This is a genomic window from Kitasatospora sp. NPDC058406 (genome assembly GCF_042722765.1).
In the GTDB taxonomy this organism is placed as follows: Bacteria; Actinomycetota; Actinomycetes; order Streptomycetales; family Streptomycetaceae; genus Kitasatospora.
The window spans coordinates 1-21,265 of the sequence record NZ_JBHXKE010000173.1; the positions used below are offsets into that span (position 1 = coordinate 1).

The 21,265-nt window shown below is 75.2% G+C and carries 13 protein-coding genes, 2 pseudogenes and 3 riboswitches; of the genes and pseudogenes, 4 read left to right on the plus strand and 11 right to left on the minus strand.

Going from position 1 to position 21,265, the window contains the following annotated elements:
- Positions 1-93: 93 nt before the first annotated feature.
- Both efeO and ACFWOG_RS28320 read right to left on the minus strand, forming a co-directional pair.
- On the minus strand, positions 94-1,233 hold the full coding sequence (gene efeO, locus ACFWOG_RS28315) for an iron uptake system protein EfeO (RefSeq protein WP_380361534.1): 1,140 nt from the start codon (positions 1,231-1,233) through the stop codon (positions 94-96).
- A gap of 336 nt (positions 1,234-1,569) precedes the next feature.
- The gene (locus ACFWOG_RS28320) at positions 1,570-2,394 is read right to left on the minus strand and encodes an ATP-binding cassette domain-containing protein (RefSeq protein WP_329948713.1); all 825 of its coding nucleotides are present in this window, start codon (positions 2,392-2,394) and stop codon (positions 1,570-1,572) included.
- A 253-nt stretch (positions 2,395-2,647) separates the two neighbouring features.
- Between ACFWOG_RS28320 and ACFWOG_RS28325 the strand changes: the two genes are divergently transcribed.
- Positions 2,648-4,879: an AMP-binding protein gene (locus ACFWOG_RS28325; RefSeq protein ID WP_380361537.1), complete on the plus strand. Its 2,232-nt coding sequence runs from the start codon at positions 2,648-2,650 to the stop codon at positions 4,877-4,879.
- 48 nt (positions 4,880-4,927) lie between these two features.
- On the opposite strand, the gene ACFWOG_RS28330 is transcribed toward ACFWOG_RS28325, so the two are convergent.
- Complete coding sequence (locus ACFWOG_RS28330) at positions 4,928-6,262, minus strand: hypothetical protein (RefSeq protein WP_355408065.1); 1,335 nt, start codon at positions 6,260-6,262, stop codon at positions 4,928-4,930.
- Between the two features lie 225 nt (positions 6,263-6,487).
- Here ACFWOG_RS28330 and ACFWOG_RS28335 point away from each other — a divergent pair, with 225 nt between their 5' ends.
- Positions 6,488-8,080 (plus strand): M4 family metallopeptidase, encoded by a 1,593-nt coding sequence (locus tag ACFWOG_RS28335; RefSeq protein ID WP_380361539.1) that lies wholly within the window; start codon positions 6,488-6,490, stop codon positions 8,078-8,080.
- Positions 8,081-8,140: 60 nt separating this feature from the next.
- Here the strand turns inward: ACFWOG_RS28335 and ACFWOG_RS28340 are convergent, their stop codons facing one another.
- From ACFWOG_RS28340 to ACFWOG_RS28360, 5 genes are read right to left on the minus strand one after another with little or no spacing between them, the layout of a single operon-like run.
- On the minus strand, positions 8,141-8,983 hold the full coding sequence (locus ACFWOG_RS28340; protein ID WP_380361541.1) for an ECF transporter S component: 843 nt from the start codon (positions 8,981-8,983) through the stop codon (positions 8,141-8,143).
- The gene (locus ACFWOG_RS28345) at positions 8,980-10,623 is read right to left on the minus strand and encodes an ABC transporter ATP-binding protein (protein WP_380361542.1); all 1,644 of its coding nucleotides are present in this window, start codon (positions 10,621-10,623) and stop codon (positions 8,980-8,982) included. The genes ACFWOG_RS28340 and ACFWOG_RS28345 overlap by 4 nt, the downstream gene beginning before the upstream one ends.
- A complete protein-coding gene (locus ACFWOG_RS28350) occupies positions 10,620-11,873 on the minus strand; it encodes an energy-coupling factor transporter transmembrane component T (protein WP_380361544.1) in 1,254 nt (417 codons plus the stop codon). Before ACFWOG_RS28350 ends, ACFWOG_RS28345 begins: the two co-directional genes overlap by 4 nt.
- Positions 11,874-11,883: 10 nt before the next feature.
- Positions 11,884-13,164: a hypothetical protein gene (locus tag ACFWOG_RS28355; RefSeq protein WP_380361546.1), complete on the minus strand. Its 1,281-nt coding sequence runs from the start codon at positions 13,162-13,164 to the stop codon at positions 11,884-11,886.
- On the minus strand, positions 13,161-16,106 hold the full coding sequence (locus tag ACFWOG_RS28360) for a prenyltransferase/squalene oxidase repeat-containing protein (RefSeq protein WP_380361548.1): 2,946 nt from the start codon (positions 16,104-16,106) through the stop codon (positions 13,161-13,163). The genes ACFWOG_RS28355 and ACFWOG_RS28360 overlap by 4 nt, the downstream gene beginning before the upstream one ends.
- Positions 16,107-16,263: 157 nt before the next feature.
- Positions 16,264-16,417, minus strand: a riboswitch (cobalamin riboswitch).
- 72 nt (positions 16,418-16,489) lie between these two features.
- Positions 16,490-16,566: riboswitch (cobalamin riboswitch) on the plus strand.
- A gap of 129 nt (positions 16,567-16,695) precedes the next feature.
- Between ACFWOG_RS28360 and ACFWOG_RS28365 the strand changes: the two genes are divergently transcribed.
- Positions 16,696-18,123 (plus strand): hypothetical protein, encoded by a 1,428-nt coding sequence (locus ACFWOG_RS28365; RefSeq protein ID WP_380361550.1) that lies wholly within the window; start codon positions 16,696-16,698, stop codon positions 18,121-18,123.
- 65 nt (positions 18,124-18,188) lie between these two features.
- On the opposite strand, the pseudogene ACFWOG_RS28370 reads toward ACFWOG_RS28365, so the two are convergent.
- A pseudogene (locus ACFWOG_RS28370) lies at positions 18,189-18,743 on the minus strand (short-chain fatty acyl-CoA regulator family protein); the annotation flags it as partial.
- On the opposite strand from ACFWOG_RS28370, the pseudogene ACFWOG_RS28375 reads away from it, so the two are divergent.
- Positions 18,678-19,235: pseudogene (locus ACFWOG_RS28375) on the plus strand (3-hydroxyacyl-CoA dehydrogenase family protein); the annotation flags it as partial. The pseudogenes ACFWOG_RS28370 and ACFWOG_RS28375 overlap by 66 nt on opposite strands.
- An 83-nt stretch (positions 19,236-19,318) precedes the next feature.
- Here the strand turns inward: ACFWOG_RS28375 and ACFWOG_RS28380 are convergent.
- Together ACFWOG_RS28380 and ACFWOG_RS28385 are read right to left on the minus strand one after the other, a co-directional pair.
- Positions 19,319-19,798 carry a flagellar hook-length control protein FliK gene (locus ACFWOG_RS28380; RefSeq protein WP_355409121.1) on the minus strand — a complete coding sequence of 160 codons (480 nt, stop codon included), beginning with the start codon at positions 19,796-19,798 and terminating at the stop codon, positions 19,319-19,321.
- Between the two features lie 29 nt (positions 19,799-19,827).
- Positions 19,828-20,901, minus strand: a complete 1,074-nt coding sequence (locus ACFWOG_RS28385; RefSeq protein WP_380361553.1) for a prenyltransferase/squalene oxidase repeat-containing protein — start codon at positions 20,899-20,901, stop codon at positions 19,828-19,830.
- A 97-nt stretch (positions 20,902-20,998) separates the two neighbouring features.
- A riboswitch (cobalamin riboswitch) is annotated at positions 20,999-21,138 on the minus strand.
- Positions 21,139-21,265 lie beyond the last annotated feature (127 nt).

Consider the following 21,265-nt stretch of genomic DNA (forward strand, 5'->3'; position numbering starts at 1 on the left):
GCTCGGGCCGCCACGGCGGCGTGGCTGGGTGGTGCGCGGTGCGGCGGCCCGGCCCGCCCGGGAAGCGGTGCGGGCGGGCCGCCGGGCCCGGCGCTATTCGGTGACGACCGCGGCGGCCAGCTTCGACAGCGGCTCGCCCAGCGCGTTGACCGCGTCGGAGAACGTCTTGCGCTCGGCCTCCGTGACCTTCTCGTACGAGGTGTAGGAGCCGTCGGCCTGCTTGTACTTGGCGAGCAGCGCCTCCAGGGCGGCGAACTCGGAGTCCAGCGTCTTCGCCAGCGCCGCGTCCTTCTCGGCGGCGACCGGCTTCAGCAGCTCGTACGCCTTCTTCGCGCCCTCGACGTTCGCGGCGAAGTCGGCCAGGTCGGTGTGGCTGTAGCGGTCCTCCTCGCCCGTCACCTTGCCGGTCGCGACCTCGTCCAGCAGTTCCTTGGCGCCGTTGGCCATGCCGGTCGCGGTGATCTCGGCCTCGGGGATCCGCTTCTGCCAGTCCTTCAGGTCGGCGACCAGCTGGTCCGCCAGCTTCTTCTCCGCGTCGCCGACCGCCGCGTCGACCCAGAGCGACTTCTCCAGCTTGTGCCAGCCCGTCCACTCCTGACCCGGCTCCAGACCGTCCTCACGGGTGTCGGTCTTCGGGTCCACGTCACCGAAGCTCTCCGCCACCGGCTCGGTCCGCTCCCAGCCCGTGCGCGAGGGGGCGTACAGCGACTTCGCCTTCTCCAGGTCGCCGCCCTTGATGGCGGCGGCGAACGCCTCCACGGCCGGAACGGTCGCGTCCGCCTGCTCCTGGGCGTACGTGCGGTACGCGTCGACGGCCGCCGTCAGACGGGGGTCGACCGCCGCCGCCGAGCCCTCGCCGGTCACGGTGATCTTCTGGCGGATGCCGTCGCCGACCATGCCCGGCTTGCAGGCGATCTCGTACGAACCGGCCTTGATCTCGGCGTTGACGGTCGCCTTGGTCCCGGGGCCGATGTTCTCCCGCTCGGTGACGATCTTGTCACCGGCCGCGTAGACGTAGACCTCCGTGGTCTTCGACCCCTTGTTGGCGATGTCGAGGACGATGTGACCGGCCGGGAACGTGGTCTTCGAGACCTCGCAGGCGGTGTCGGTGGCGTTCACCTTGACGGCGTCGGAGCCCGCCTTGTCGTCCTTCTTCTGCGAGCAGCCGGCCAGTGCGGCGGTCGCCACGGCGAGGGTGAGCAGCGTGGCTGCGGTGGAACGACGGGCGGACATGGGGGCTCCAGCGGGCAGGGCGTATGAGGGCAGGGCTGAGCGTGGACGTGGCAACGGCACGTGAGGCCCCCCGTCCACTTAGCTTAGGCATACCTTATGTACATCAGATTTCGCCGTCTACGCCCGGGACGGTAAAGAATAGGTAAGGCCGTCACCGCAGGTGAGAGCGGTCGCCCTGCGGGAAACCGGTCGGTACACCGATCGTTTCCGGCCAAGGGGGCTCACGGCCGGCTCCGTCACCGGGCGCACCGAGGCGGGCTGGGGCGCGCCCCTCGACGGCGCACGCCCGGCGCCCGGCCGGCCCGGCGCCCACCGCCGCGGTGTGCCGGAGCGGCCTCAGCGCACCGGTGTGCGCCGGGCGGCGGCGCGCGCGGTCCAGCGGCCCTCGTGCCGGCTGATCCTGATCGGGTGGCCGAAGGTCGCGCTGACCAGCTCGGTCGTCATCGCCTCGTCGACCGGGCCGGCCGCGACCGTCTCCCCCTCCCGCAGCAGCAGCGCGTGCGTGGTCGACTCCGGCAGCTCCTCCAGGTGGTGGGTGACCAGCACGCTCGCCAGGTCCGGGTGCTGGTGGCGCAGCAGGTCCAGGCTGTCCAGCAGCAGCTCACGGGCGGTCAGGTCCAGCCCGGTGGCCGGCTCGTCCAGCAGGAGCAGGCGCGGACTGGGCATCAGCGCACGCGCGATCAGCGCCCGGCCGCGCTCGCCCTGGGAGAGGGTCGTCCACGGGGACTCCGCCGCCGCCGTCATGCCGAGCGTGTCGATCAGGCGCTCGGCGCGGTCCCGCTCCTCCGGACCGGGCTTGCGGTACAGGTCCGGCTCGATGGTGTTGGTCAGGCCGGTCAGCACCACCTCCCGCACGGTCAGCGGCGAGCGCAGCGGGTGGCGCGGGTTCACGTGGCCGAGGTGGGCGCGCAGCTCGCGGACGTCGACCCGGCCGAGCCGGCGACCGAGCACGTCCACCTCGCCCCGGGTCGGGTGGGAGACCGCGCCGAGCAGGGCGAGCAGGGTCGACTTGCCGGCGCCGTTGGGCCCGAGCAGGGCCCAGTGCTCGCCGGCCCGGATCTCCAGGTCGATCCCGCGCAGCAGGTGGCGCCCGCCGCGGACAACGTCGACGCCACGGGTGCGCAGCAGCGGGCCGGCGAAGGAAGGATCGGGCGTGCTCATGGCGGGGGGCCTCCGGGGGCGGGTGTGGGGCAGGGGCGCGGCCTCGGCGCCGTACCGGGCGGGCGCGACGCCGACCGTCCGCGTGCAGAGTACAACCGTCGGCCCGCCACGGCCCTGCCGTCCGAGCCGTGGACACCGGCGCGACCCCGCACGCCCCTGTTCCGGAGGGGCAGTTGGCGGGAGTATCGGGGAACCGCGGAGGGCTTCTGCGCCATCCCGCGAGGCAGCATCGGCACGGCGGAGGGGCGTATTCATGACAGGGACGGACGTACCGGTCGGGATCGGTTCGGGGCGGGCCGGGACGCTGCACGGACGGTTCGAGGAGCACGCGCGGCGGACGCCCGACGCGGTCGCCGTCCGGTGCGCCGGGCGGGAGTTGAGCTACGCGGAGCTCGACGCCCGGGCCGACCGGCTGGCCCGTCACCTGGCGGCACGGGGTCTCACCCCGGGCCGGCGCGCCGCGGTGGCGTTCGGCCGCGGCACCGAGGTGTACGTCGCCCTGCTCGCCGTGCTGAAGACCGGCGCCGCGTACGTGCCGCTCGAACCGAGCGCGCCCGACCCGCTGCTCCGGCACGTCCTGGCCGAGGCCGACCCGGTACTCGTCGTCACCGAGGAGAGCCACCGGCTGCGGCTCTCCGACGCGGGCGCGCGCGCCCTGGTCTGCGTGGACCCGGCCGCGGCCGGGACCGCCGAACTGCCGGCCCTCTCCCCCACGGTGGCGGTCGGACCGGAGGACCCGGCGGTGGTCTTCACCACCTCGGGCACGACCGGTGCGCCCCGCTGCATACCGATCGAGCACCGCAACCTGCTGGCCCTGCACCGCGGGTGGCACGAGGTCTACGGGCTCTCCCCCGCCGACCGGATCCTGACCACGGCGAGCCTGGAGTTCGACGTCTTCACCTCCGACTGGGTCCGCGCGCTCTGCTCCGGCGCCACCCTGGTGGTCGCCCCGCGCAACCACACCCTCGACCGGAGCGCCGACATCGCCGACCTGCCCGCGCTGGTGGCCTCCGAGCGGATCACCGTGCTGGAGCTGAACGTCCGCACCGCGCGCCGGCTCACGGCCCACCTCGTCGCGTCCGACACCGCGGTCGGCGCGGTGCACGACGCGGTGGCCGGCGGCCCGCTCGGCGGCCTGCTGTCGGGCGTGCGGGTGCTCACCGTCGGCGCCGACAAGTTCTGGCTGGACGAGCACCTGATGCTGCGGCAGCTGCTCGGCCCGTCGACCCGGGTGATCAACGTCTACGGGCTGGCCGAGGCCGCCGTCGACAGCACCTGGTACGAACCGACGGGCCCCGGCGACGTAGCAGGGAGCGCCCAGGTCTCGCTCGTCGGCGTGCCGTTCCCCGGCGTCCGGGTCTACGTCCTCGGCCCCGACCGTGCCCCCGCGCCGCCGGGCACCCTCGGCGAGATCGCACTCGCCGGTGCGGGCCTCGGCCGCGGCTACCTCAACCACGCGGACGAGACCGCGCAGCGGTACGCCCACGTCGCGTACGACCCGGACGGCCGGGTGCTGCTCACCGGCGACTACGGCCGGCTCCGGCCGGACGGCGTCCTGGAGTTCGTCGCCCGCGCGTCGACCGCGCTCGGGGAGCCCGACCTCGCCCGCCCCGTCGGGACGGCGGTCACCCTGGCCGCCGAGGCCGCCGTCGCAGGCGTCGTGGCCCACGGCGTCGAGACGGCGGCCCGCGCCGAGGCCCTGCTGCGCGCGCACCCCGGCGTGCGGGAGGCGGTGGTCACCGTGGTCCAGGTGTCACCCACCCGCCGCGAGACGGTCGGCTACGCGGTCGTCGAGCCGGGCGCCACCGGCGTGGACGGCTGGTCGCTCACCTCCTACCTCGCCGACCGGCTGCCGGAACACGGAACGCCGGCCGCCGTGGTGCCGCTGACCGAGCTGCCGCGCACCCGGGCGGGCAAGCTGGACCACGGCGCGCTGCCGCTGCCCGCCCCCGCCGACCACACCGCGCCGCGCCGCGCCGTCGGCGCGAAGGGCGGCGGCGGCAAGGGCGGCGGACGGACCCGCAACACGGTCGAGGCCAGGGGGGTCGGCTGCGTCGGGGTCTTCGTGGCGCTGGCGTTCTCGGTCCTGGCCTGGGTCTTCACCGACGCGCTCTGGCCCGGTTCCACGGACGTCTCGGCGGTGCCCGCCCCGTACGACACCTACTTCCAGGTGCTGTACCTCTTCGAGTGGGGCTCGTTCGGCCTGGGCGTGGTGTGGCTGCTCGCGGGGCCCGGCGCGCTCGTCGAGCTCGGGCGGCCGTTCTGGCTCTCGGTGGCCACGTACCTGTCGGTGTTCTGGCTGCTGGCCTCCTGGTGGCCGCAGGACAACATGTACCGGACCAGCGCGAAGGCGGACTGGTCCCGGCAGTCGCTGCTGGTCTACGTGTTCAACGTCGCGCTGATGGTCTCGGCCGCCGTCGTGGTCCGCTTCATGCTCTGGGATCCGCCCGCCCCGGTCCGGGACAAGCGGCGGGGCCGGCGGTAGGACGGGCGCACCGAGGGGGCGCGCCGAGGGGGCGCGCCGAACGGCGGGTCAGCGCAGGGCCTCGAACATCCGGCCCAGCGCGTGGTGCGCCGCGCCGACCAGCGCCTCCGCCGCGTCCAGCACCTCGACGCTGTGCGCGGCGAGCGCCAGACCGACGGTCGGCTCCGGCTCGTGGCCAGCCGTCACGATCAACGGCAGGACGGTCGCGCCGAGCCGGGCGCACCGCGGGCGCAGCCGGTCCAGGTGCGCGTACAGCGCCTCCTGGGAGAGCCGGGCGCCCAGCGGCATCGCGTCCAGCGTGCGGACCAGGTGGCCGGGCCCGCGCACCTCGTCCAGCCGCTGCCGCAGGACGAAGGCGACGGCCGGCCCGGTGAGCCGCAGGTTCACCTCGGTCGGGGCGGGCCGTCGGTCCCGGTCGGTGACGAAGTCCACGTCGAACCAGCCCCGGTGGCCGGCCGCGGCCAGCCGCTCCCCCACCGCCAGCCCGAACCGCTCGGCGGTCGCCGCCACCCCCGGCGGCACCACGCCCGGGCCGACCGTCACCCCCTGGTAGCGGGTGCCGTCCACGGCCATCTCCCCGGCGCCCACCGGGTGCACCCGCCCGTCGTCGCCGATCACGGCGTCGAAGGTGAGGTCGCGCAGCCGGTCCGAGCCGGCCGGTCCGCCGTCCACGAACTCCTCCAGCAGCAGGGCGCCGCCGGGCGGCAGCACCTCCTCCCGGACCAGCCGGCGGAGCAGTGCGCGGGCGCCGCCGGCCGCGAACACCTCCTGCGGGGTGGCCACGACGGTCCCGTACCCGCCCACGCCGTGCGGGCTCTTCACCACGGTGGTCAGACCCCGCGCCGCCCGGATCGTCAACCGGCGCGCGGCCCGGCGCGGGCCGTCCGCGTGCTCCTGGCGGGGCACCCGCACGCCCGGGTGGTCGGGGGCGAGCGCCGTGAACAGCTCGTGCGCGGCCGCCTTGGACTCGTACCGGCGCACCGCCGCCAGCTCCGGCCCCTCGCCCTGCGCGGCGGTCCGGCCCCAGACGAGGACCGGCTCGCCGCCGCGCGCGAGGCGTTCCGCGAGCGCCGGGCGCCGTTCCAGCGCCCGGGCCACCGTTTCGCCGGGTGCCACGCCGCTGTGCAGGTCGACCGGGCCCCACGCCAACTCCCGGGCCAGCCAGTCGATCCAGTCCCGTTCGACCTCGGCCGGGAGCACCAGTGCCGCCGGCTCGGGGCTGTAGCAGGTCGCCATCCCGGCGTAGTGGTGCGCCTGCCGCAGCCGCCGCTCGCGCTGCGCCTGGTCCGTCCGCTCGTCGAGGAACTGCGCGTTGAAGTCGGCCACGTTGCCCACGTGCACGGCCCGGCGTCCGCCGGTCCAGGCCCCCACCCATCCGTCCATCCCGCGAGGGTACGGCCTCGGCGGGGCGTCCGCGACGGTTCCTCAGAGCGCGAGGAGCCCGGCGTCGGTGGTCGACGGTGCACGCAGGTCGAACGCACTCGATCATTTTTGATCAGCACAGGACACGACTTGGTCAAGAAATGGCGCCCCCTCTAGCTCAATCTGACTGACCACCGTCAACCTCGTGGCAGCTCCTTCCCTGCAGCTACCCCGACTGGAGTCAGAGTGAGCCCCATCTCCTCTTCCCGCCGCCTCCTCGCGGCCGGAGCCACCGCGGCCACCGCCGCCCTCCTCGCCGCTACCTTCACGGCCGGCACCGCCTCCGCCGCCCCCACCGGCCGTGACGCGGCGATCGACCGGGCCCGGTCCAACGTCGCCCACAACGCCGGCGTCTTCGGCTACGGCGACGGCCAGGACCTGGTGGTCAAGGACGTCGTCCTGGACGCCGACGGCACCCAGCACGTCCGCTTCGACCGCACCTACCTCGGCCTGCCCGTCGTCGGCGGCGACCTGGTGGTCCACCAGGACGCCCGCGGCCGGCTCAAGGACTCCTCCCGCGCCGCCGCCCACGACGCCGCCGTGGCCTCGATCGTCCCCAAGGTCCCCGCCCAGCTCACCGCCGGCCGCGCACTCGAAGCAGCCCCGGGCGTGGCCGACGCCACCAGCAGCCCCGAACTGGTCGTCTGGGCCGCCGACGGCACCCCCCGCCTCGCCTGGCGCACCACCGTCCGGGGCACCGGCGAGCACGGCCAGCCCACCGGCCGCGTCGTCGTCACCGACGCCCGCAGCGGCGAGCAGATCGAGTCCTACGACTCCGAGCACCAGGCCGCAGGCACCGGACACTCCGAGTACACCGGCGACATCACCGTCGACACCACCCCGCAGTCCGGCGGCTACGCCCTGATCGACCCCCTGCGCGGCCACCGGACCAGGGACGCGCGCAACGCCGGCGCCGGCTCGATCACCCCCACCTCCGGCACCCTCTTCACCGACGCCGACAACGTCTGGGGCGACGGCAGGAAGTTCTCCACCGACCGCGCCACCGCCGCCGTCGACGCCCACGCCAACACCGCCCTGACGTACGACTACTACAAGAACGTCTTCGCCCGCAACGGCATCAGGAACGACGGCAAGGGTGCCACCGTCTTCGTCCACGTCGGCACCAAGTGGGACAACGCCCAGTGGTCCGACACCTGCTTCTGCATGCTGACCGGCGACGGCGACGGCAGCGTCGACCCCGAACAGGTCGACCTCGACACCATGGGCCACGAGATGACCCACGGCGTCACCAGCGCCACCGCCAACCTCCGCTACAGCGGCGAGTCCGGCGGCCTCAACGAGGCGACCTCGGACATCTTCGGCACCATGGTCGAGTGGTACGCCGACAACACCGTCGACAAGCCGGACTACCTGTTCAGCGACCAGTCCACCCCGCCGTGGCTGCGCCGCTTCGACAAGCCCTCACTGGACGGATCGTCCGCCGACTGCTGGACGAAGAAGGTCGGCCAGCTCGACGTCCACCACTCCTCCGGCGTCGGCAACCACTGGTTCTTCCTGGCCAGCGAGGGCAGCGGAACCAGGACCGTCAAGGGCGTCACCTACACCAGCCCGACCTGCAACGGCTCCAGCGTCACCGGCGTCGGCAACCAGAAGATCGCCAAAATCTGGTACCGCGCGCTCACCGTCTACATGACGTCCACCACCGACTACAAGGGTGCCCGCGCCGCGTCGCTGAACGCCGCCGGTGACCTGTACGGGCCCAACAGCCCCGAGTACCGGGCGGTCGCCGCCGCCTGGAGCGCCGTCTCCGTCGGCTGACCCCGGCCCCGGCACCCACGGCCCGCCGCCCCGGCAGGGGTGGCGGGCCGGCTCTCCCGTTCAGGAGGGCGCCGTTCCGGCCGGCCGGGCGGCGGCCCCTGCCGTCGGGGCGCCGCCGCCCGGGCCCTCGAACCGCACGGTCGGCTCGAAGTTGGCACGGCGGGCCGCGCGGCGGAAGACGGTGAGGACGGCGGGACCGACCACGAGGACGGCGACGAAGGTGGTCACCGCCCGGCCGGTGTCCCAGCCGAGCGAGGTGGCCAGGTCGAACAGCAGGTAGCGGTGCCACTGTTCGGTGAAGGGCAGCCCGGGCAGGTAGGCGATCGAGCTGTTCGGGTCGGTCGCGAACGGCCAGAACGAGAGGTTCAGCAGGAAGCCGAAGAGGTACCCGGAGAAGGCGCCGTAGCCGGCCAGCACCAGGACCTCCCAGCGGCGCGGCAGCTTGGGGAGCAGGCCGGCGAGCATGCCCACGAAGGCGCAGCCGAACATCTGGTAGGGCATCCAGGGGCCGACCCCGCCGGTCAGGAGGGCGGACGCGAACAGGGAGGTGCAGCCGAGCGTGAAGCCGAAGCCGGGACCGAAGACCCGGCCGGCGAGGACGAGGACGAAGAAGACCGTCTCCACCCCGGCCGTCCCGGCGCCGAGCGGGCGCAGGCCCGCGTTGACGGCCGACAGGACACCGAGCATGGCGAGGGCCTTGGCGTCGATGCCGCCAGCCGAGATCTCCGCGATCACGACGGCGAGCACCAGGATCAGCAGGGCACCGAAGATCAGCGGCGGGGCGTAGGAGGAACCGAACGTCCCCGGGGCGACGACGAAGGGCCAGGTGAAGGCGACGAGGCCGATGAAGGCGGCCAGCGCCACCACGACCCGGGCCCGGCCGGGTATCCGGACGGCGGTCACCGGGCGGCCTCCACCGGTGCGAGGGCTGCGGCGACCTGGCGTGTGGTCAGGTACGGCAGCGGGGCGAGGATCTTCGCGGTCTGGGGCGCGAAGGTGGGCGAGGCGACGATGACCTCGGCGGTGGGACCGTCCGCGACGATCTCGCCCTCGGCCATCACCACCACCCGGTCGGCCGCGCCGGCGACGAACTCGACGTCGTGGGTGGAGACCACCACGGTGCGGCCCTCGGCGGCGAGGGCGTCGACGATGCCGGTCAGCGCCTCCTTCGCGTGGTAGTCGAGCCCTCGGGTGGGTTCGTCCAGCAGCACCACCCTGGGGGCGGCGGCCAGCTGGATCGCGAGGACCAGGGCCAGCTTCTGGCCTTCGGAGAGGTCCCGGGGGTGGGCCCCGTCGGGGATCCCGGGGGCGAGGCGGTCGAGGATCCGCCGTGCGGTCGGCCCCTCGGCGGACGCGGCCTCCCGGTCGCTCTGGGCGAGCTCCTGGGCCACGGACTCCAGGTAGAGCAGGTCGGTGGGGGTCTGCGGGACGAGCCCGACCAACTGCCGGGCCTCGGCAGCGGGGAGGCGTTTGGGGTCCTTCGGCGGCTCGCCGCCGGGCCGGGTGACCTTCACGCTGCCGCCCTGCCGGGGGCCGGAGCCCTGGAGCGCCCAGAGCAGGGACGACTTCCCGGAGCCGTTGCGCCCCATCAGCGCGGTCACCTCCCCGGCCCGCAGGTCCAGGGTGACCTCCCGGACGGCGGCCACCTGGCCGTAGCGCACCACGATCCGTTCGGCGCTCAACACGGTCTCCCCGGCGCCGGGTTCGTGGCGAGGTACCGGGGCGGGAAGCGCGGCCAGGCGCTCCCGCAGGGGGCCGGCGGCCCTGCGGGCGTCGCGGACGGAGAGCGGCAGCGGGCTCCAGCCGGCCAGCCGGCCGAGGCCGACCACGGGCGGAGCGATCGCGGTGTGCCGGAACACCTCGGCGGGCGGCCCGTGCACGACGGTGCCGTCACCGGGCAGGTAGGCGACCCGGTCGGCGTACTGGACGACGCGCTCCAGCCGGTGCTCCGCGAGCAGGACGGTCACCCCGAGGTCGTGCACCAGCCGGGTGATCGCGGCGAGGACCTCCTCGGCGGCGGTCGGGTCGAGCGCGGAGGTGGGCTCGTCCAGCACCAGGACGCGGGGGTGCGCGGTCAGCACGGATCCGATGGCGACCCGCTGTTGCTGGCCGCCGGAGAGCTCGTACAGCGCACGGTGGCGCAGGTCGGCCAGGCCCAGCAGGTCGAGGGTCTCCTCGACGCGCTTGCGCATCACGTCCGGGGGCACGGCCAGCTGCTCCATGGCGTAGGCGAGCTCCTCCTCGACCGTGTCGGTGACGAAGCCGGCCAACGGGTCCTGCCCCACCACGCCGACCACGTCGGCCAGTTCGCGCGGCGGGTGGTGGGCGGTGTCACGCCCGTCCACCGTCACCCGGCCGCGCAGGGTGCCGCCGGTGAAGTGCGGCACGAGACCGTTCACGGCGCCGAGCAGGGTGGACTTGCCGACCCCGGTGCGGCCGACCACCAGGCAGAGCTCGCCCTCCGGGACGTGGAGGTCGACGTCCCGGAGTACCGGGCCGGTCCCGCCGTCGTACACCACGCCGACCTGGTCGAATCGGATCACTTGGTCACCTCGGTGTGCGGGCGGGCGGTGCTGTCGGTACGGACGGCGCTCCTCGTCGCTCCGGGCGGGCGCTGCCCCGGTACGGCGCCCGGTCCCGGCACGGCGCCGGGTCCGGACGGGCGACCGGAGGGCGGCGAGATCACCCCGGCGGCGCCGGCCAACAGCAGCGCGACCACCGGGACGAGCGGCAGGCTGGGCCAACTCAGCGGATACAGGGAGGGGTTGAGATCGGTGGCGTCGTAGCCGACCGTCCCGAACAGCAGGACGGCGGCGGCCACACCGCACCCGGCGACACCCCATTCGGCGGCCCGCCAGCGGTCCGGCCGATAGGTGGTGCGCCTGACCCGCCGGCCGCCGAGCGCCAGACCCGCCGCGCAGAGCCCGGCGCCCGCGAGCAGCGCGGGAGCTCCCAGCGCGGCGGGGGCGGTACCGTCCAGGAGCCCGTAGACCCCGGCGCAGAGGCCGCACATGCCCGCCAGCATGAGGGCGCCGGTGGCCCGGCGGGAGCCTCGGGTGGCGGTGCCGGCGCGCCCGTAGCCGCGCGAGTCCATCGCGGCGGCCAGGTGCAGCGAGCGCTCCAGCGCGTCCTCCAGCACCGGGACGACGATGCTGCGCAGCGCGCGGACGCCCTTGCTCTGCCCGGCGCGCAACCGCCGTGCCCGGGTGACGCGTTGGACGCTCTGCACGAGCTGCGGCGCGACGCTGAGCGACACCGTCACGGCCACCCCGAGCTCGTACAGGGCCCCGGGCAGGACACGCAGCGCCCGCTTGGGGTTGGCCAGGGTGTTGGCGGCTCCGATGCAGCAGAGCAGGCAGGCCAGGCGCAGCCCGTCGAAGGCCGCGGAGAGGGTGGCCTCCAGGGAGACCGGGCCGCCGATCCGGATGCCCGCGTACCAGGCGGGCGTCGGGATGTGCGGGAGGGAGAAGAGCAGGTGGTCGTGCGGGGTGATGCCGGTGGCGAAGACGCACCGGAAGACCACCCGGATCGCCACGACGGTCAGGGCCAGCCACAGGTAGTACTTGAACCCCCGGGCCCACGGGGCCTCGGTGCGACGGGCGGTGACCACGTAGCCGAGGACGGCGAGGACGAGGAGGAGCAGCAGCGGGTTGGTGGTGCGGCTGGCCGCGGTCGCCAGGGCCAGGGCCCAGATCCACCACGCCAGGGGGTGGAGGTCGCGCGGGCTGCGCCGGCCCCCCGCGGCCCGCCCGGGGGCGGACTGCGGGGGGCCGGTGCGGTGCTTGTCGGGCATGCTCACCTGATCACTCGGCCCGTCGGCGGCGGCGCGCGGCGACCACGGTGGCCCCGCCCAGCAGCACCACGAGGACGACCGCGACCACGGCGGGGACCATCGATCCGGTGTCGTGCGGGGCGTCGGCGACCGGTGCCGCGTTCATCACCGGCGGGCCCGCGGCGTCCACGGGCGCCGACGGGACCGGGGTGGCGGTGGGCGTCGCGGGCCCGGTCCCGTCCGCTGCCTGCGTCTCCGACGGGGCCGGGGCGGGAGTCTCGGCGCCCTCGGCTGCCGGGGGTGCGGACTCCGTGGAGTCCGGGGCCGGCGTGGCCGGTGCGGGGGCCACGGGCGCCGGAGCCGTCGGCCCGGACCGGTCGGAGCCGCCGGGCGTGCCGGTCGGGGGCGCGCCCGTGGTCGGCCGCTTCGGGGCGGCGCCACCACCGCTCGTGCCGCCGCCGCTCGTACCGGCGCTACTCGTGCCGGCGCTGCCTGCGGATCCGCCCGTGGCGGTGCCGCCGCTGCCGGAGGTGGCGGCACCGCCGGAGGACGTGCCGCCACCGGACGAGGCGGCGCCTCCGGACGAGGTGGTACCCCCGGAGGAGCCACCGCCGCCGGAGGTCCCGCTGCCCCCGGAGGAGCCGCCGCTGCCACCGCCGGTCACCGTGCCGGCCGTGCCGCCTCCGGTCGAGCCGCCGCCGGCCGTGCCGGGGTCGGTCGTCGGCGCGGGCGGCTCGGGAGTGGCGTTCGTACCGCCGCCCGGCGCCGTGTTGTGCGCACGCACGGTGTCCGGCGAGAAGGTGGGGCGCCCTTCGGTTCCCTCGATGTTGGTGCCACCGAAGATCCACAGGTCGACGCTGCCGGGCTTCGGCTGGTAGCTCATCGCGCCGAGCTGGCTGTAGGACCAGCTGTTCTGACCCGGGTCCGCGTGCCAGTACGACCAGTAGGCCGAGGCCGGGGGCGTCAGGACACACTTCTCCTGCTCCGGGGGCGGGAACTGCTTGCCGCCCTGGAAGCCGCTGTACCCGATCCGGCAGATGAACGCCGGGCCGTCGTGCCCGGTCCCGGTGGTCTTCCAGCCGCCCTGGTTCAGCAGGCTGTACCCGGTGGTCGGGGTGGTCCCGCAGGAGCGCAGGAGCGGGCCGCCCCACTTGCTGAGGTCCACCGCGAGCACCACGCCGGAGCCGGTGGTGCACTGCTCGATCGGCAGCGGGGCCGCGGCGGCCGGGGTCGCGCCCGCACCGAGCCCGCCGATCGCGAAGGCGAGCGCCGCGGTGGCGGCCCCGAAGATCCGGCCGATCCGCCGGATCACCGGTGACGCCCCGGGGTGGAGCCCGACCGGCGACGGGCGACCAGGACGGCTCCGGCGCCGACGGCGGCCAGCAGGCCGGCGACGGTCGTCAGCACCAGTGCCTCGGTCCCGGTCCCGGTCCCGGCCAGGCTGCCGGTGTCGGTCCGGACGTGTGCGCCGCCGACCGGGGCGCCGTCGCCTCGCACCGGATCACCGGCACCTCCGACGCCACCGGAGCCTCCGGCACCGCCCGCCCCGCCGGGGAGCAGCGAGTCACCGGGTCGGGCGGTCGTGCCCCCGGTAGGCGTGGTGACGGCCGTGGGCGTGCCGGTGGGTACGGGAGTACCGGTGGGCGTCGGCGAACCGGGCAGAGTGCCCGACGGCGTGCCGGTCACGGTCGATGTCGCGGTGGGCGTGGGCGTGGCCGTGGGCGTCGGGGTGCCGGTGGCGGTCGGGGTCGGCGTGGCGGTGGGCGTCGGCGTACCGGTCGGCGTGGCCGTCGCGGTCGGGGTGGGTGTCGGCGTGCCGCCGAGGTCGCGGCGCAGGGTGCCGAAGGAGATCCCGGTGGCACCGCCCACGGCCTGGGTGGAGGCCCGCACGTCCGATCCCTGCTGTCCGGCGGAGGCGACGTCGAAGCCCCCGTCGCCGTTCTGCTGCCCGGCGAGGAAGTCGAGCGCCTTCGCGATCGGTGCGGCGTAGGCGGACTGACGGAGGGTCAGGCCCTGGACCGCGAGGGCGGCCGAGTTGGTGGAGTCTCCGGCCGCACCCGGGAAGCCCCCGTCGGCCAGCTGTCGCCCGGCCAGCCAGGCCAGTCCCTTGTCGACCGCCCGCGCGGCCTCGTCCCCGGGGACGAGCGCGAGTGCCATGGCGGCCATCGCGGTGCTGTCCACGTCGGAGTCGCCGGTGGCGGGGATGAGGCTCGGCCAGGAGCCGTCGGCGTGCTGGAGGCTCTCCAGGTAGGCGACCGGCGAGGTGGCGCTCGCGGTGTCCCCGGCGCGCAGCTGGGCCATGATGCCGAGAGCCTGGGAGAAGACCGACGTGGCGTAGGTGTAGTTGCCGGGGCCGGCGCAGCCGGCGGCCTCGTCGGCCTTGGCGCAGACGGCCGCGGCCAGGGCGGCGATCAGGTCGTGCCCGCCGAAGGCCCGCGGGTTGCGGCCGACGACCTCGGCGAGCAGCGCCTCCTTGCCGAGCGAGCCGCCGCCCGCGTACTCGGTGCCGATGCTGGTCCAGTCGTTGACGGTGCGCCCGTTGGGGTCCGTGCCCTGCTGGTCGAGGAAGTCGACGATCCGGCGCAGGGCCGCGTCGTTCGCGCCCGTGGCGGCGAGCGCGAAGGCGCCGTCGATGGTGAGGCCGAAGTCCGCGAAGGTCGGGAACGCCTCGTAGTAGTGGCCGTCGATCAGGTTGGCCGGGGCGGTGAGGTAGGAGCTGCCCCGGGCCAGGTCGGGGGCCCGGCCGGCGGGCGTGGTCGGCGGGGTGGTGGTGGCACCGTTCGGGTTGTGGCGGACGGTGGTCAGATCGGTTCCGGTCAGGGCCAGGACGGCCTGCTCGGTGGCGGCCGCGTCGGCCTCGGTGGTCGACTCGTCGGGGCCGAAGCCGCCGTCCTCGCCCTGGCGGGCGGCCAGCCAGGCCTTGGCGGTGGCCTGTTTGGCCCCCTGTCCGACGGCCTTCAGCGTCTGGGCCGCGGCGGCGGTGCTCGTGGTGTCGCCGGCGGCGCCGACGTAGGGGGCGTAGGAGCCGTCGGCCTGCTGGCTCGCGGCGAGCTGGTCCGCGGCCTTCTTCGCGGTGGGCTCGAAGCCGGCCGCCGGGCGCAGGGCGAGGACGGCGAGGCCGGTGGCCACCGGGTCGGACTCGCAGTGGCCGCCGGCCACGATCATCGAGCCGGCGATGCCTCCGTCGGCGCACTGCAGGACCGTGAAGCGGGCGAGCGTCGCGGCGGGCGGCGTGACGCCGGCGCGCTGCAGGGCGATCACGGCCCACGCCTGCACCCAGGGCGAGGCCGCACCGTGGAAGTCCCCGGCCGCGGTGCACTCCCCGTTCTCGCCGGCCGCGACGCACACGTGGTCGGTGAGCGCGGCGATCAGGTCGCGGCCGCCGAAGTCCCGGGGGTTGCCGTCGGTGCTCTCGGCGACCAGGGCCAGCAGCGCGGCGGCCTTGGAGTCGGGCTTGCCGCTCGGCCCGTCCGGGTACAGGAAGGCGTCGGTGTGGGCGGCGAGGTAGGCGACGACCTTGCGCAGGGCCGGGTCCTGGGTCCCGGCGGCGGCCAGGGCTGTCGCGGTGAGGGCGGTCCGGGGGAAGTCGGCCCCCTCGAAGGCCCAGTTCCCCATGTACTCGCCGTTGACGAGGCGGCCCGCCAGCCAGGCCGCCGCGGCGGCGGGGTCTCCCGCGGGCGGCGGGAGGGTCGGGTTCGGCGACGCCGACGGCGACGCGGAGGCGGACGGCGACGGACCGGTGTTCCTGGCCCGGACGGAGTCCGGGGTGAAGGAGGGCGCTCCGCTCGTCCCGCCGATGTCGGTGCCGCCGTACACCCAGGCCTCGACCTCGCCGGGCCTGGGCTTCTGCGTGCCGGCGCCGTAGCGGCTGTAGGACCAGGTCGCCTGGCCGGGCTCGGCGATCCAGTAGGACCAGTACGCCGTCGCCTGGGGGGTGTTGACGCAGGGTTCCTCGGCGACGGCGGGGTACTGGGTGCCGTTGGCGAAGGCGCCGTTACCGAGCCGGCAGATGAAGGCGGGGCCGTCGTGCTCGGTGCCGGTGGTGGTGAAGCCCGCGTTGTGCAGCAGGTTCATCCCGGTCGTGGGGTGGGCGTCGCAGCCGCGGACGACTCCGCCGCCCCAGTGGCCGAAGTCGACGGCGACGATCGCTCCGGTGGTGGCGGTGCACTCCTCGATCGGGTCCGCGGCGGCCCTGCCGGGGTGTCCGAGCAGGACCGTGCCGCCGGCGGCGATCGCGACGGCACCGGTGGCCACCAGGGACGTGAACCCCCGGGCTCTGTGACTCGTACGACTGCTGCTGGCCCTCACCGGCGACTCCCTGATCAGTCGTCGGGATGCCACAGCGCAGCCGACGGCCTCCTTCGCGCGGGGCCGTTCTGACCGCGTCGTAGTCCACGACGACGCAAGCACTCCTGGAACAAGGCCCCGGCGCAGGCATTCCGGCTCACCAGCCCGGGGTGGGGCGGGTCTACGGTTGCGGGTCAGCGCCGGAATCGGACCGGCTTCCCCTGACTGCCGAGGATGAAAAAGCATTTCATCAGACCACGCTCGCGGAGTCGGCGTCAACGAAGCGTCATGTCTCCTTCCCCACCTCGTGACTGCCCCGCCGGTGCGGTAGCGTCCGCGGTGGCCGAGCGGGGGAATCCGGTGTGAATCCGGGGCTGACGCGCAGCGGTGTGGGGCGGTGACCGTGCCGGCCCGAGCCCGAATGCCCGCCCGGCCGCGCAGCATCAGCGAAAGCCAGCCCACGCGATCCGGGCGGCGGCCGCCCCAGCCGCCGCGCGCCCGACCGGGCACCGGGGCCGGGGCCGGATCGGCGCCCGCCACACCAAGGAGCCGTTCCGTGCCCGTTCCCGCCTCCTCGCGCTTCGCCTCCTCACGCGCCGCCTCCGCGGTGACCGTCTCGCTGGCCGCCGGCGCCCTCGTGCTGTCGGCCGTCCCCGCCCACGCGACCGCGACCCCGGCCCAGATAGCCACCTCGAAGAGCACCGGCGTCACCTACCTGAAGTCCCTCCAGGCCGCGGACGGGAGCTACGTCACCGGCGGCGGGCTCTCCAACGAGTGGGCGTTCAGCGCGCTGGCCGCCGCCGGTACGGCCGCGGCGGACGTGACCCCCGGGGGCGACGCCACCAAGAACGCCCGGCTCGTCTACCGCAACCAGCTCGCCGCCGCCACCTGGCCGGGCGCCTCGCCGGTCGTCACCGACTACGAGCGCGGCGCCCTCAACGCGTACGCCGCGGGGATCGACCCCGCGCGCGTCGGGCCGAGCCGCAACCTCGTCGCGGACCTGGTCGCCTACTGGCAGACCGCCGAGCCCGGCTACTACGGCCCCTCCGCCAACTTCAACGGCACGGTCTTCGGGCTGCTCGCCCTCGGCGGCGCCAGGACCCAGGGCGGCGGGCAGCGCGTCCCGCAGGCCCTGCTGGACGCCTCGGTCGCGACCGTGCGCGCCAACCAGCACACCGACGGCGGCTGGAACTACAGCAAGGCCGCCGGCGACCCCGTCGCGCTCGGCCAGGGCAGCGACATCGACATGACCGGCGCCGCCATGGCCTCGCTGTGCAGCGGCGGCGTCCCCAACACCGACTCCGCCGTCGTCGCGGCCAAGAACTTCCTGAAGGGCAAGCTCGTCGCCTCCGGCGCCTTCAACTCGATGTGGGGCGCCAACACCGACTCCAACGGCTGGGCCGTGTCCGGCCTCAACGCCTGCGGGATCAACGCGCAGGGCGTCGACTTCACCAGCGGCACCGGCAAGACCCCGATCGACTTCCTGATCGCCCAGCAGTTCAAGCCCGGCGGCGGCTTCAAGTACCTGCCCACCGACACCACCCCGTCCCCCTACGCCTCCGTGGACGGCCTGCGCGCCGTGGCCGGCGGCGGGTTCACCGCCACCCCGCCCGCGCCGACGGCGGCCGGTGAGCCCGCCTGGGCCGCCACCACCGGCTTCACCTCCGGCACCGCCGCCCGGCTCGCCCTCGTCGTGGACAACGGCACCGCCCCGCTGAAGGTCTGCGCCGTCACCCTCACCCCGACCGGCGCCACCACGACCCTGGGCGCCGTCCTCGACGCCGCCGCGACCGCCACACCGAGCGGCTGCGTCACGTCGGTCACGCCGTCCACCGGCAGCGGCACGATCACCGCGGTCAACGGCACCGCCAACAGCGGCGCGTCGACCTGGAAGGTGAGCCTGGACGGTGCCGCCGCCACCGGCGCCACCCGGGCCACCGTCGTCCACGTCGGCGACACCGTGTCACTGCGCTACGGCAGCTGACCCGCGGCCGGCCCCCCGGCCGGGCGCGGGCTCCCCGTGCCCGGCCACCGCGCCCCGGGCCGCCCTCAGGCGTCGGCCGCCCGCCCCTCCGGTTCGGCGCGGGCGGGATACGGCACGAACGTGCTGGTGTGCTCGTCGATCACCGGCGGGACGCCGACGGCGGGCGCGGAACGCTGCGGACAGGCGGGGCGTTCGCCCACCTTGCACCCGAGGCCGATCGGGGTGGCCGCGCCCTCGTCGCCCAGGTCGAGGCCGGCGGAGTACACCAGCCGGTGGGCGTGGCGGAGTTCGCAGCCGAGCCCGATCGCGAAGGTCTTGCCCGGGCGGCCCCAGCCCCCGGGTGAACGGGTGACGGCGCGGGCGGTCCACAGGTAGCGCCGTCCGTCCGGCATGCCGGCGACCTGGACGTGGATGCGGCCGGGGGCGGCGAAGGTCTCGTAGACGTTCCAGAGCGGGCAGGTGCCGCCGGTGCGCGAGAAGTGGAAGTCGGTGGCGGACTGCCGCTCGGAGACGTTCCCGGCACGGTCGACCCGGACGAAGGAGAACGGCACCCCGCGCAGTCCCGGCCGCTGGAGGGTGCTGAGGCGGTGGCGGACGGTCTCGCCTCGGCCATCCCGGTCACCCGGCTCGGGATCGCCACCGGCCGCGCCTCGCAGGTGCTCGGTCTGCACTTCTTCAACCCCGCCCCGGTGATGCCGCTGGTGGAGCTGGTCTCCTCGCTGCACACCGACCACACCGTGCTCAACCGGGTGGAGACCTTCGCCAAGGAGGTGCTGGGCAGGCACGTCGTCCGCTCCCGCGACCGGGGCGGCTTCGTGGTCAACGCCCTGCTCGTCCCCTATCTGCTGTCCGCGATCCGGATGGCCGAGGCGGGGCACGCCACGGCGCAGGACATCGACGACGGCATGGTCCACGGCTGCGCCCACCCCATGGGCCCGCTCTGCCTCGCCGACCTGATCGGGCTCGACACCGTGCAGGCCATCGCCGAATCGCCGTACGCCGAGTACAAGGAGCCGCTCTACGCTCCCCCGCCGCTGCTGTCCCGCATGGTCGCGGCCGGCCTGCTCGGCCGCAAGACCGGCCGCGGGTTCCACCCGCACCGGACGGCCTGACCACACCCCCGGCACACCGGTGCCCCGGTCTCCGTCGCGGAGGACCGGGGCGCCGGCGTGCCGGGGGTGTCGGCGTGTCGGCGTCAGGGAGCGGTGATGCCCGGCTGGGCACCCGCACCGAAGGACCAGCCCTCGACCTCGCCGGGCGCCGGGTCGTAGCTGCCCGCGCCCAGGCTGCTGTACGACCAGGGGCCGCCGTGCGGCGCGTGCCAGTACGACCAGTAGGCGCTGCCGGTCGGGTTGGTGCAGGTCGTCGGCAGAGAGTTGATCTTGCAGACGAAGCCGGGGAAGCGCGGGTGGAAGGAGTAGGAGAACCCGGCGCCGGTGATCGCGGCGAGCCCGCTGGCCGGGTCGCCGAGCGCGCAGCCGGTCTGGATGCCGCCACCGACTGCGGTGAAGTCGACGACCACGGTCACGCCGGTGGTGCCGGTGCAGGCGGCCGCCCGGGCCTGCGGAGCGTGGACGGCGGAGGCACCGAGCAGCCCGGCGGTGAGGGCCGCCGCGGCGGCGACCGAGCCGAGCGTCCGGCGGACCGGTCGGGTCCGGGTGGGAGTGTCGATCATCGAAGTGCTCCTCGGGTGGTCGCGGACGGTCAGTGGGTGGCCGGTGCCGGGCAGGCCAGGGTGGGCGGGGCCGGACGCGCGCCGGCGGCCGAGAGCGTGGCCAGCGGCGTGCCGGCCAGGCCGAGGACGGCCTGGGCGGTCGCCCGCGCGCCGTTGCCCGGGTTGAAGCCGGTCGCGTCGTAGGCGACCGCCCCGCGGACGGCGGGGGCGGCCGAGCAGCCCTGCTGGAGCTTGACCAGGCTGCTCCAGCCCTTGAGGCCGGCGCCGAAGCGGCCACCGGAGAACAGGGCCTGGGTGGCGAGGCCGGTGGTGTTGGCGTTGGACGTGGTCGCTCCGGCCGCCGCGAAGCCCCCGTCGGCGTTCTGGTGGCCGGTCAGCCACCCGAGCCCGGCGTTCGCCTTCGCGGTGCGGCCGGTCGCGGCGAGGGCCTGGACGGCCAGCGCGGTGGCGTCGGCGTCGCTCGCGCAGGTGGCCTGGCCGAAGGAGACCGGGAAACCGCCGTCGGCGCACTGACTGTCGGCGAGGAAGTCGACGGCGGCGGCCGGAGCACCACCGGGCGTGCGCTTGAGCGCGATCAGCGCGAGCGACTGGCCGAACGCGTTGCTGTAGTCGCCCCACTGGGACCGGTCGGAGAAGCGGCCGCTCGGGCTCTGGAGCGAGCGGAGCCGGGCAGGGAGGTCGACGCCGCCGAAGGCGGTCGGGTTCTCGCCGCGAACCTCGACGGCGAGCAGCAGCTTGGCCGTCGCCCCGGCGTACGCCTCGGTGGTGCCGTCGCCGAGGTAGCCGCCGATGACGTCGGGCTTCGCCAGCCAGGCGGTGGCCTTCGCGGCGGCCTGGTCGGAGCTGCGGGAGGCGGCGAAAGCGAGCACGGCGTCGATGGTCAGGCCCTGGTCGGGGTAGGCGGTGCCGTCGAACACCGACTCGAAGTGGTCCCCGTCCACCAGCTGGCGGGCCAGCCAGCCCGCCGCGGCGGCGTCCGGACGGACGGTCGGGGAGGACAGTCGTGCGGGGGTGGCGTGTGCGGCGGTGACCGCCGGGAGCGCGGTGGCGAGGGCGAGCGCGGGTATGGCGAGCAGTCCGAGAGTGCGGCGGAGCGCGGGCATGAGAGCCTTTCCGGGCCTGGACGCAGGGGCCCGGAGAGCGTCCGCGGGGGGCCGGGGGCAGCTCTCGGAGCTCCGGCCCGCAGACCACGACGGGAGGAGTGGACACCTCTCCGCCGCCGGGTACTCGGGCTCGCCGCCGACAGCCGTCGGCGGCCTACCGTTGCGGGTCAGCGCCGGATTCGAACCGGACTTCCCCCGACGGCGGAGTCAGAACATGACGGCCCATCATGGCGACGCCCGAAAGGCCGGGTCAAGGGTCCGTGCGTCACATCACAGCGCATCCGGGCAGGTCGTCGGCGACCTACCCCCGGGAGGGCCCGGACGCCGCTCGACGGGCCGACGGCCCCGTGGTGCGGCGCCCCGC

What these genes read in the sequence shown, in the direction of transcription:
- efeO (WP_380361534.1), bottom strand. Translation starts at nt 1,233, where the DNA reads ATGTCCGCCCGTCGTTCCACCGCAGCCACGCTGCTCACCCTCGCCGTG.
- ACFWOG_RS28320 (WP_329948713.1), bottom strand. Translation starts at nt 2,394, where the DNA reads ATGAGCACGCCCGATCCTTCCTTCGCCGGCCCGCTGCTGCGCACCCGT.
- ACFWOG_RS28325 (WP_380361537.1), top strand. Translation starts at nt 2,648, where the DNA reads ATGACAGGGACGGACGTACCGGTCGGGATCGGTTCGGGGCGGGCCGGG.
- ACFWOG_RS28330 (WP_355408065.1), bottom strand. Translation starts at nt 6,262, where the DNA reads ATGGACGGATGGGTGGGGGCCTGGACCGGCGGACGCCGGGCCGTGCAC.
- ACFWOG_RS28350 (WP_380361544.1), bottom strand. Translation starts at nt 11,873, where the DNA reads ATGCCCGACAAGCACCGCACCGGCCCCCCGCAGTCCGCCCCCGGGCGG.
- ACFWOG_RS28380 (WP_355409121.1), bottom strand. Translation starts at nt 19,798, where the DNA reads ATGATCGACACTCCCACCCGGACCCGACCGGTCCGCCGGACGCTCGGC.
- ACFWOG_RS28385 (WP_380361553.1), bottom strand. Translation starts at nt 20,901, where the DNA reads ATGCCCGCGCTCCGCCGCACTCTCGGACTGCTCGCCATACCCGCGCTC.